The organism is Lachnoclostridium sp. An131, from assembly GCF_002160825.1.
GTDB lineage: Bacteria > Bacillota > Clostridia > Lachnospirales > Lachnospiraceae > Laedolimicola.
In genome coordinates this window covers 77492-88502 of sequence record NZ_NFLI01000008.1, presented here as the reverse complement: position 1 = coordinate 88502, position 11011 = coordinate 77492, and the positions used below count along the sequence as shown (strand labels likewise).

The following is an 11011-nucleotide window of genomic DNA, read 5'->3' as shown; positions in this document are numbered from 1 at the left end:
CATGTACAGAATCGACAAAAGCAGGCTCGCAGAGCTCTTTGCAGCCATAAGCGGAAATCAGGATCTCTTCCTCCCCTTACGGAAAGCCGATCAGACCAATTACGGGCTCTGGAGTGAAGAAGAATGCTTTGATCTCGATACGCTGAAAACCGTAAAGTCTGCCAAGGACTGCTTCTTTCCCCAGAGCGAGGTGCTCTACCGCTGTAAGAACGAGGACGGGAAGCTCTCCATCGATCCGCAGAAGCTCTGCGACAGGCCGTTTGTGGTCTTTGGCATGCGCGCCTGCGACGTGAAAGCCATCGAGGTGCTGGACAGAGTCTTCTTAAGCGATCCGGTGGATACCTTCTATGCGGCCCGGCGGGAGCACGGCACTATCGTATCCCTGGCGTGCCATGAGCCGGAAGAAACCTGCTTCTGTAAAAACTTCGGTATTGACGCGGCAGAGCCGGGAGCTGATGTGGAGACCTGGATCATAGAGGACGGACTGTACTGGAAGCCGCTGACGGAAAAAGGAGAGGCGCTTACGGTATCTCTGGCCGGGCTTCTGGAAAATGCGGATGCTGCTTCCACGCCGGACGCGGCGGAGAAGGCGGAAAAAGCCGTGGCGAAAGAGCAGTCATCCATTCGTGAAATCATTGAGAAGCTGCCCCTTTCCCATCTCGACCTTTCCAGATTCAAACCGGAAAATACCATGGAGCTTTTTGATTCTCCGCTCTGGGAAGAGCTGTATAAGCCCTGCCTGGCCTGCGGAACCTGCACCTTTGTATGCCCCACCTGCCAGTGCTACGACATCCGGGATTTCGACGGCGGAAAGAACGGCGTACAGCGTTACCGCTGCTGGGATTCCTGCATGTACTCTGACTTTACCATGATGGCCCATGGAAACCTGCGAACCAGCCAGATGCAGCGGTTCCGCCAGAGATTCATGCACAAGCTGGTCTATTATCCGGCCAACAATGACGGTTTATATTCCTGCGTGGGCTGCGGACGCTGCGTCAGCAAATGTCCCGCATCCCTGAATATCGTAAAAGTGATTAAGAAAATGGGAGGTGAGGCGTAATGTGTGAATGCAGCTGCGGCGGAAAGACAAAACCGGACACTCTGATTCCAATGATTGGCGTCATCACGGATATCCGGACGGAGACGCCGGATGTAAAGACCTTCCGCGTGGTAGGACGGGATGGAAAGAAGCTCTTTGAGCATATGCCCGGACAGTGCGCTTTTGTTTCGGTGCCCGGCGTGGGCGAGGCGATGTTTTCCATTACCTCTTCACCGACCAATACCGAATTCCAGGAGTTCAGCATCAAGCGCTGCGGAACCCTGACGGATTACCTGCATAATATGACGGCCGGCGAGGAAATCACCGTGCGCGGACCTTACGGCAATTCATTTCCGGTGGAGACGGCCCTGAAGGGTCAGAATCTTCTGTTTATCGCTGGAGGAATCGGCCTTGCGCCTCTGCGCTCCGTCATCAATTATGTGCTTGACAAGCGGGACAGCTACGGCGCGGTAGATATTCTGTATGGTTCCCGTTCCATGGATGACCTGGTTCAGCTGAAAGAAATCCGGGAGGTCTGGGCGAAAACGCCCGGTGTGGATGTGTACCTGACCATCGACCGGGAGCAGGAGGGCTGGGACGGCCATGTAGGCTTCGTTCCTTCCTATCTGAAAGAGCTGGAATTTGCCACAGACAAGACAGTGCTGGTCTGCGGACCGCCTATTATGATTAAGTTCGTGCTTGCGGCGCTTACGGAAATGGGCTTTGACAAAACCCAGGTATACACCACGCTGGAGCTCCGGATGAAATGCGGCGTCGGCAAATGCGGCCGCTGCAACATCGGTTCCAAATACGTCTGCAAGGACGGCCCCGTGTTCCGCTGCGATGAGATAGACGAACTGCCACCAGAGTATTAAGGAAAGGAACGGTATATAGAACATGCAGGATATGGTAAACGTATATTTTTATGGAAAAAAATATTCCGTGCCCGCAGATCTCACAATCATGGCTGCCATGGAATATGCAGGCTACCGGCTGGTCCGGGGCTGCGGCTGCCGCCACGGCTTCTGCGGTGCCTGCGCGACCATTTACAGAATCAAGGGAAACAACGAGCTGAAGACCTGCCTGGCCTGTCAGACCCAGGTGCAGGAAGGCATGTATATCGCTACGCTGCCCTTCTTCCCGGCAGACAAGCGGAATTATGACATGGAGGAAGTCAGCCCGAAGCAGCGGGTGATGATGGATCTTTACCCGGAAATTTACAGCTGCATCGGCTGCAACGCCTGTACAAAGGGATGTCCCCAGTCGCTGAACGTAATGCAGTATATTGCGTATGCACAGCGGGGTGATTTCGAGAAATGCGCGGAGGAGTCCTTCGACTGCATCGGCTGCGGCATCTGCACCTCCCGCTGTCCGGCAGGCATCTCTCATCCGATGGTAGGCACTCTGGCCAGAAGGCTGACGGGAAAATACATTGCCCCGAAGGCAGAGCATCTGGCGAAGCGTGTGGAGGAAATTCACAGCGGAGCCTTCGACGACCTGATTGAGCAGATTATGGAGAAGCCCATCACGGAAATGAAGGAACTGTACAATAACCGGGAAATTGAGAAATAAGGAGGGAAGCGGATATGTATACAGCGGAAATGCTGGAATCAATTAAAAAGGTGGAAGCTACCAGGGCGCAGCGCCTGGGCGTGGAGCCCAGAAGAATGACAGCAGAGGAAAAGGACGAGCTGCTGCGCAAGTTCCATCCGGATTACCGGGCGGAGGGCTTCCAGGAAATCAAGGTAGGCCCGAATAAGGGAGAAAAGGCTCCTTTTGAGCTGGGAACCCTGCTTCACTCCAACAGCCGCATTTTGAATGTGCCGATTGACCTGGATAACATAGATTACGACGCGGATGTGCTTGTTATCGGAGGCGGAGGAGCAGGCTCTTCCGCAGCGCTGGAAGCCCAGGCAGCCGGCGCCAGGGTGATTATGGTGACCAAGCTGCGTATCGGAGACGCCAATACCATGATGGCGGAGGGCGGCATTCAGGCGGCTGATAAGGAAAATGATTCTCCCCAGCAGCATTATCTGGACGCTTTCGGCGGCGGGCATTTCGCGGCAAGGCCGGAGCTTCTGCGCCGCCTGGTAATGGAGGCTCCGGACGCCATCCAGTGGCTGAACGATTTGGGTGTGATGTTTGACAAGGATAAGGATGGGCGGATGATCACGACCCATGGCGGCGGAACCTCCCGCAAGAGAATGCACGCCTGCAAGGATTACTCCGGAGCGGAGATCATGCGTGTGCTCCGGGATGAGGTCTGGAACCGTCAGATTCCGGTGGTGGATTTTACGGCGGCGGTAGAGCTGATCAAGGATGACAGGGGCCAGGTGGCAGGAGCCGTTTTGCAGAATATGGAGACGGGAGAATATAAGGTTGCCCGCGCAAAGACGGTGATCATCGCGACGGGAGGAGCGGGACGGCTTCATTATCAGAATTTCCCCACTTCCAACCATTACGGCGCCACAGCAGACGGACTGGTCATGGGATACCGGGCCGGAGCCCCGCTTCTCTACCAGGATACGATTCAGTATCATCCTACCGGAGCGGCGTACCCGGCGCAGATCTTCGGAGCGCTGGTGACAGAGAAGGTGCGCTCGGTAGGTGCGATGCTGGTAAACGTGGACGGCGAAGCGTTCATGCACCCGCTGGAGACGAGAGACGTATCGGCAGCCTCCATCATCCGGGAATGCACCGAGAGGGGAAAGGGAGTTAAGACTCCGACAGGCTGGGGCATCTGGCTGGATACGCCGATCATTGAGATGCTTCACGGAGAGGGAACGATTGAAAAGCGGATTCCCGCCATGCTGCGGATGTTCCTGAATTACGGCATTGATATGAGAAAGCAGCCGATTCTGATTTACCCGACGCTGCATTACCAGAATGGCGGACTGGAGATCGGAGGAGATGGCTTTACGAAGGTGATTCCAAACCTGCTGGTGGCAGGAGAGGCTGTGGGAGGCATCCACGGAAGAAACCGCCTGATGGGAAACTCGCTTCTTGACATCATTGTGTTTGGACGGAATGCCGGAAAGGCTGCAGCGGTAAGGTGCAAAGAAGTAGAGCTTGGAAAGATGAACCTGAACCATCTTCAGGAATATGCAGATGAGCTTGAAAAGGCCGGTCTGCATACGGGAAGCGTATCGCCGATGCTGCTTCCGGATTATACGTTCGGCTTGCCGAGATAGACAGCTGGGAAGGACAGGAGGGAATGACATATGGGGGTTATCCAATGGTTTCAGGAGAATGTATTTTCCAATACGCTGATGATGGTGTTTTTGATTGCTGTCATCGGGTATCTGGTAGGAAGTATTAAAATCTGCGGTCTTGAGCTTGGGACCGCAGGCATCCTGCTGGTGGCTCTGGTCTTCGGCCATTTTGGCGTGGAGATTCCGGATTTGGTGCGGGAGCTGGGACTGATCTGCTTCGTGACCTCGGTGGGGTTTATCGCAGGGCCGAAATTTTTCCGGAATTTTAAAAGCAACGCGGGCTCTTACATTCTTTTGGGAGTGCTTGTCATTGCCGCAGGGGCGCTGACCTGTGTGGCGGTTATCCGGATATTTGGAATTCCCACGGATATCAGTGTGGGAATGATGACCGGAGCGCTTACGAGTACGCCGGGGCTGGCGGCGGCTCTGGAAGCTACAGGATCGGACGCGGCTTCCGTAGGCTATGGAATCGCATATCCATTTGGAGTAGTAGGAGTGGTGCTCTTTGTACAGCTTGTGCCAAAGATTTTGAAGGTGGATATGGCTGCTGAGCGTGAGAGATTTGAAGCGGCGGCAGGCGTGGAGGTGGAAGAATACCACAAGACGAAAAAGGAAGAACTGTTTTACGCGGACAGTATGGGATTCTTCCCGTTCTCCCTTGCGATTGCCTTTGGAATTATTCTGGCAAAGATCGAGATTCCGCTGCCGGGCGGCGCGGTGTTTGCGCTGGGAACCTCCGGCGGGCCTTTGATTGCGGGGCTGATCCTGGGTCATTTCGGTCACTTTGGACGTCTGAGTGTACAGGTAGAGAAGCATGTGCTGGAGTGTCTCAGAGAATTCGGGCTTGCACTGTTCCTTCTGGGAGCCGGCGCGCAGGCCGGAGCAGGCTTTGTGGAGATTTTGAAGGAGCATGGAGTTCTTCTGTTCCTCTATGGAGCGCTGATGACGCTGATTCCGATGTTCATTGGATATTTCTTCGCTGTGAAGGTGCTGCACCTGAATCTGTTCAACACGCTGGGCTCCATCTGCGGAGGTATGACCAGTACGCCGGCTCTCGGAACCCTGATCCGTGTGGCGGAGACAGACGATGTGGCAAGCGCTTATGCGGCCACCTATCCCATAGCGCTGGTATCGGTGGTTCTGGCCAGCCAGTTTATCGGAATCTTCCTGTAGCATTATGTAGCATTAAGCCATGCGCAGGAACAGGGGGATTACGGATGGGATGTTTGCATCCCAGACGGAATCAGCCTGTTCCTGAATACGGCGCAAGCCGAGAGCGAGACGGAGCAAAGCGGAGTCGAGCTGCGCGTGGCTTAATGCGAAAAGAGAATGCACAGGAACAGAAAATATGATAAAATAAGAAACAGGTTTTATATTGATGGAGGTGAGAAGCTATGCGGGAAATACAGGCACAGCAGATTACAGACGTGATAGAGCGTCTGTGCATTGAGGCGAATGAGCAGCTGCCGGAGGATATCAAAAATGCAATCCACCGCTGCCGTGCATGCGAGGACTGGGGGATCGCCCAGGGGGTTCTTGATCAGATTATCACAAATTTTGAGATCGCGGGAGAAGAGAAGGTGCCGATCTGCCAGGATACGGGCATGGCCTGTGTCTTTCTGGAGATTGGTCAGGATGTACATATCACAGGCGGAGATTTGACGGAGGCTGTGGATGAAGGAGTACGCCGCGGCTATGATAAGGGATATCTCCGGAAATCTGTCGTGCGCGATCCGGTGCGCCGGGGAAACACAGGGGACAATACACCGGCTATGCTTTACACGGAGATCGTGCCCGGCGAGCAGATCAAGGTAACGGTAGGCCCGAAGGGCTTTGGAAGCGAGAACATGAGTGCGATCCGGATGTTCAAGCCCTCTGCCGGGATTGAGGGAATCAAGGATTTTATTCTGGAGACAGTGGAGAATGCCGGTCCGAATCCATGTCCGCCCATGGTAGTCGGCGTAGGAATCGGCGGAACCTTTGACAAATGCGCGCTGCTCGCAAAGAAGGCTCTGATGCGCAATACGGAAGTGAGAAATCCGGATCCTTATTACGCAGCGCTGGAGGAGGAGATGCTGGAGAAGATCAACCAGCTTGGAATCGGCCCCCAGGGCTTTGGCGGACGGACGACGGCTCTGGCCCTGAATATCGAGACTCTTCCGACTCATATTGCAGGTATGCCTTGCGCGGTAAATATCAATTGTCATGTGACGCGCCATAAGACGGAGGTGATATAATGGAAAAGCATATTACCCTTCCTCTGACAGAGGAGCTTGCCGCCACGCTTCATGCAGGCGACACGGTATATTTGACAGGAACCATTTATACATCCAGGGATGCAGGCCACAAGCGGATGTGCGAGACGCTGGCCAGAGGAGAAAAGCTGCCCTTTGATCCGATGGATGCGACGATTTACTATGTGGGCCCGACACCTGCCAAGCCGGGACAGGTGATTGGAAGCGCAGGACCGACGACCAGCGGCCGCATGGATGCCTATGCACCGACCATGATGTCTGTGGGAGCCCGCGGTATGATCGGAAAGGGGGCGAGACTTCCCGAGGTGGTCGAGGCCATGAAAAAGTATCACGGAGTTTACTTCGGAGCCATCGGCGGAGCCGGAGCCCTGCTTGCAAAATGTATCAAAAAATGCGAGCTGATCGCCTATGAGGATCTGGGCGCGGAGGCTCTCAGAAAGCTTTATGTAGAGGAAATGCCTCTCGTGGTTATTATCGACAGCGAGGGCAGAAACCTTTATGAGGAAGGAAAAGCCGCTTATCTGGCAGCGAAGCAGTAAGGGAAAAGAATGGCAGGACAGGGGCTGGCGCAACATTTCTGCGGCGGCCCCTTTTTCAAATAGAAAAGGTATGAAATATATGAAAATCCGTCTGGAAAAGGCTTCGGAATCTTATATTGTGGGAGTGCTTCTGGCTGTTACCGGGGGCTTTCTTGATGTATATACCTATGTGTGCCGCGGCGGCGTGTTTGCGAACGCCCAGACAGGCAATATCGTTCTGCTGGGAATCAGCGCCGCGGACGGAAACTGGGAGCAGATCTGGTCTTATGTCTGGCCGATTCTGGCGTTTATGGCGGGAATCCTGCTTACGGAGGCTGTGCGGAAAAAATACCGCTACAATCCGGGGCTCCACTGGAGACAGATTGTGATTGCGCTGGAATTTGTGGTACTGCTGTGTATCGCCTTTGTGCCGTCGGGCCCCTGGGATGATATGGTCAATACGCTGGTGTCCTTTGTCTGCTCGATGCAGGTGGAAAGCTTCCGCCTGCTTCACGGGAATGCCTATGCAACTACGATGTGTACCGGAAATTTAAGAAGCGCGACAGAGCAGCTTTTTTATTATAATATCAATAAGGATAAAAAAGCCAGAAACAGAAGCCTTCAATATTATGGAATTATTTTCTTTTTTATAGTGGGAGCGGTCGTGGGAACAGCTTTGACAAGAATGCTTCTGGAAAAAGCAGTGCTGGTCGTCTGCTTCCTGCTTTTGACAGTATTTGTTATCATGTTCATTCCCCCGGCTGAGCAGACAGAAGCGGCGTATCGTACGGATGGAAAAGGCTAAGCCAGGGAGTGCCGCCAGAAGACGAGGAAGGGTTTTTCTTTACAGGCCGTAAAAAAAATGTTAAAATGGACAGAAATTTATAAAGCAAGGGAGTAATGTTATGTCAGGTGATACACTGAAGATACTTATGGCGATGATTGGCTATATGCTGGTAGTCATCGGAATCGGCCTGTATTTTGCGAAGAGAGCGCAGGCAAACTCGGAAAATTATTTCCTGGGCGGCAGATCTCTGGGCCCATGGGTGGCGGCGATGAGCGCTGAGGCTTCGGATATGAGCGGCTGGCTTTTGATGGGGCTCCCCGGGGTGGCCTACTGGTGCGGGCTTGCGGATGCGGCATGGACAGCCATCGGCCTTGCCCTCGGAACCTACGTAAACTGGCTGATTGTGGCGAAAAGGCTGCGCCGCTATTCAGCGGTGGCAGGTGATTCCATTACGGTTCCGGATTTTCTGAGCAACCGGTTTCATGAGAAAAAGAAGGTGATTCTCGGAATTTCGGCAGTTTTCATTCTTGTGTTCTTTACGGTATATGCGGCAAGCTGCTTTGTGACCTGCGGCAAGCTGTTTTCCACATTATTCGGAACCTCTTACCATTCAATGATGATTGCAGGAGCGGTTTTTGTTTTGATTTATACCTTTATCGGAGGCTTTCTTGCGGAAAGCGCCTCTGATTTTATGCAGGCGGTTGTTATGGTAATCGCGCTTCTTACCATCCTGGTGCTTGGAACCTCGGCGGCAGGAGGACTTGGAAACGTCATTGAAAATGCAATGAAGATTCCGGGATATTTTTCCCTGACCTCCATTGCGACGCCGGTGACTGACGCGGCAGGCGTGCAGCAGGCGGCAGGCGGGGTTCCGCTGTTCGGAGAAGCGGGAAGCTACGGCTTCCTTACCATCATTTCCACACTCTCCTGGGGACTTGGATACTTTGGCGTGCCTCAGGTGCTGCTCCGCTTTATGGCTATCCGCAAGGAGGGTGAGCTGAAGCAGTCCAGAAGAATTGCGACCGTATGGTGCGTGGTTTCCCTGGCGGCAGCCGTGACGATCGGTGTGATTGGACGTTCCCTGTTCCCGGTGGAGGAAACCCTGGCTACCGCAAGCGGAGCGGAAAACGTGTTTGTTGTGCTGTCTCAGGCGCTGCTCCCGGCAGTGCTGGCCGGAATTATTATGGCCGGAATTCTGGCAGCGACTATCAGCTCCTCGGATTCTTATCTGCTGATTGCAGCTTCTGCCGTTTCTAAAAATCTCTATGAGGGAATTTTGAAGAAAAATCAGGCGGACGACAAAAAGGTTATGAATCTGTCCAGAGTCATCCTGCTTGTAATTGCTCTGGTAGGCATGGTGATTGCCTGGGATGAGGACAGTGTCATTTTCAACATTGTGTCCTTTGCGTGGGCTGGATTTGGAGCGACCTTCGGACCGATTATGCTGTTTTCTCTGTTTTGGAAGCGCACGAACCGGTATGGCGCCATCGCAGGCATGCTTTCCGGCGGAATCATGGTCTTTGTATGGAACCTTCTGCTGAAGCCCATGGGCGGTATCTTCGGAATTTACGAGCTGTTCCCGGCCTTTGTGATTTCCTGTATTGTAATTGTCGTGGTATCTCTTGCTACAGAGGCGCCCTCTGACGAGATTACAAAGGAGTTTGAACTGGTAGCCGGAAAGCAGGAGATCCGATAATGGCAAAGCATAAGGAGAAGGACGTCAAAACGAACGCCATGCGGATTCTGGAGCAAAAGAAGATTCCTTATGTGGTACATACCTATGACTGCGAGGAATTTATGGACGGAATCAGCATGGCGGACGCTCTGGGCCAGCCTCATGAGCTGGTTTACAAGACCCTGGTGACGGCTGCAAAAAGCAGGGAGCATTATGTCTTTGTAATTCCGATTGAGGCGGAGCTGGATTTGAAGAAGGCCGCAAAAGCGGTTGGAGAGAAAGCGATAGAAATGCTTCCGCTCAAGGAATTGACAGAACTGACCGGATATGTCCGGGGAGGCTGTACCTGTATCGGAATGAAGAAGCAGTTTCCTGTTGTCATGGACGAGAGCGCGCGGAAGCTTTCAAAGGTGATGGTCAGCGGAGGAAGAAGAGGCTCCCAGATGGAGCTTTCTCCTCAGGATCTGATGCGGGCTGCAAACGGCAGCTTTGCAGATGTGACAGCGTAAAACGCTGGCTTTTCAGCTTTGGAGTGCGGGGCCGGAAGCTGGGCCGGGAGCAGTGCCAGGCAGAAAATGAAAAAAAATAAAAAAATGCTTGCAAAATGTCTGGTTCTAGTATATACTAAGCAAGTCGGCAGGCGGGAAACAAAAAAGCCTGCACGTGGTCGATTGGTCAAGCGGTTAAGACGCCGCCCTCTCACGGCGGAAACAGGGGTTCGATTCCCCTATCGACTGCTGAAAAGCCCTTGGATTCCAGGGGCTTTTTGTTTTGCATGAAAGCCTTATGGGTTGAATCAGATAGCCGCTTTTACGGGCTTTCCAGAACTTGCTTTGCTGAAACCCGGGAACCTTCGCATACTAAGCAGCAGAATGAATGGCAATTTGATGCTTTCAAGGAGACTGCCAATATGCGTGGTAAATATGACTTCTATTCCTTTTTTGTGATTCCGGCGCTGACGCTTCTGCTGGCGGCGGGGGATGGGCTGACAGGGACGAATTTTTCCGTGATTGGAAACCGGGAAGGGAGCAGGGGAATATTTCTGCTCTGGAGCGCTGCAGCAGGGAATTATTTTTATTTGTATGGAAAAGATTTGATAGAATACGCTGACTGCAGAGACAAGCTTGTAAGAGCTTTTCTTTCCGCCGCCTTTCTGCTTTTCCTGTGCGGAACAGGGCTTCCCTATCTGCCGGGCAAGGTGCCTGTCCTTTCACGGCTTCATGTATGGGCTTCCTTTGGAGGCCCGTTTTTCCTTTTCCTGTGTCTGCACAGGCTTGTCTGGGTGACGGAAAAAAGGGAGGGCTGCAGAATGCGGGGACAGAAAATTTTTCAGCTTTCTGTGGCTGCAGTAGCGGCAGCGCTGTATCTGTGGGTTGGGATTGTATCCAGCCTGCTGGAGATGTTTGTGACCTTCAGCACCTGCGTCTGCTTTGCGGATCTTCAGCGAAGATTAGAAAAAATACGTTTGTCAAACCACTAGATATTGTGGTATACTATGCTAGTTAAGATGCAAACAGAACATTTG

General features: G+C 53.1%; 11 protein-coding genes and 1 tRNA gene. All 12 read left to right on the top strand.

The annotated features are described in order from the left end of the window. Position 1 precedes the first annotated feature (1 nt). A complete protein-coding gene (locus B5E77_RS08150; protein WP_087164871.1) occupies positions 2 to 1060 on the top strand; it encodes a 4Fe-4S dicluster domain-containing protein in 1059 nt (352 codons plus the stop codon). After that, complete coding sequence (locus tag B5E77_RS08145; protein WP_087164870.1) at positions 1060 to 1914, top strand: FAD/NAD(P)-binding protein; 855 nt, start codon at positions 1060 to 1062, stop codon at positions 1912 to 1914. The genes B5E77_RS08150 and B5E77_RS08145 overlap by 1 nt, the downstream gene beginning before the upstream one ends. A 22-nt stretch (positions 1915 to 1936) precedes the next feature. Next, on the top strand, positions 1937 to 2611 hold the full coding sequence (locus B5E77_RS08140; RefSeq protein ID WP_087164869.1) for a 4Fe-4S dicluster domain-containing protein: 675 nt from the start codon (positions 1937 to 1939) through the stop codon (positions 2609 to 2611). Between the two features lie 14 nt (positions 2612 to 2625). Further along, positions 2626 to 4230: an FAD-dependent oxidoreductase gene (locus tag B5E77_RS08135; RefSeq protein ID WP_087164868.1), complete on the top strand. Its 1605-nt coding sequence runs from the start codon at positions 2626 to 2628 to the stop codon at positions 4228 to 4230. 30 nt (positions 4231 to 4260) lie between these two features. Next, positions 4261 to 5424, top strand: a complete 1164-nt coding sequence (locus tag B5E77_RS08130) for a permease (RefSeq protein WP_087164867.1) — start codon at positions 4261 to 4263, stop codon at positions 5422 to 5424. A gap of 221 nt (positions 5425 to 5645) precedes the next feature. Beyond that, positions 5646 to 6488 (top strand): fumarate hydratase, encoded by an 843-nt coding sequence (locus tag B5E77_RS08125; RefSeq protein ID WP_087164866.1) that lies wholly within the window; start codon positions 5646 to 5648, stop codon positions 6486 to 6488. Continuing rightward, the gene (locus tag B5E77_RS08120) at positions 6488 to 7045 is read left to right on the top strand and encodes a Fe-S-containing hydro-lyase (protein ID WP_204248031.1); all 558 of its coding nucleotides are present in this window, start codon (positions 6488 to 6490) and stop codon (positions 7043 to 7045) included. Before B5E77_RS08125 ends, B5E77_RS08120 begins: the two co-directional genes overlap by 1 nt. A 70-nt stretch (positions 7046 to 7115) precedes the next feature. Continuing rightward, positions 7116 to 7829 carry a YoaK family protein gene (locus tag B5E77_RS08115; RefSeq protein ID WP_087164955.1) on the top strand — a complete coding sequence of 238 codons (714 nt, stop codon included), beginning with the start codon at positions 7116 to 7118 and terminating at the stop codon, positions 7827 to 7829. 100 nt (positions 7830 to 7929) lie between these two features. Further along, positions 7930 to 9507, top strand: coding sequence for a sodium/proline symporter PutP (putP, locus tag B5E77_RS08110; RefSeq protein WP_087164864.1), 1578 nt, complete (start codon positions 7930 to 7932; stop codon positions 9505 to 9507). Beyond that, positions 9507 to 9995 (top strand): Cys-tRNA(Pro) deacylase, encoded by a 489-nt coding sequence (gene ybaK, locus B5E77_RS08105; RefSeq protein ID WP_087164863.1) that lies wholly within the window; start codon positions 9507 to 9509, stop codon positions 9993 to 9995. The genes putP and ybaK overlap by 1 nt, the downstream gene beginning before the upstream one ends. 156 nt (positions 9996 to 10151) lie before the next feature. Continuing rightward, a tRNA-Glu gene (locus B5E77_RS08100) sits at positions 10152 to 10223 on the top strand. Between the two features lie 173 nt (positions 10224 to 10396). After that, the gene (locus B5E77_RS08095) at positions 10397 to 10966 is read left to right on the top strand and encodes a hypothetical protein (protein WP_087164862.1); all 570 of its coding nucleotides are present in this window, start codon (positions 10397 to 10399) and stop codon (positions 10964 to 10966) included. Positions 10967 to 11011 lie beyond the last annotated feature (45 nt).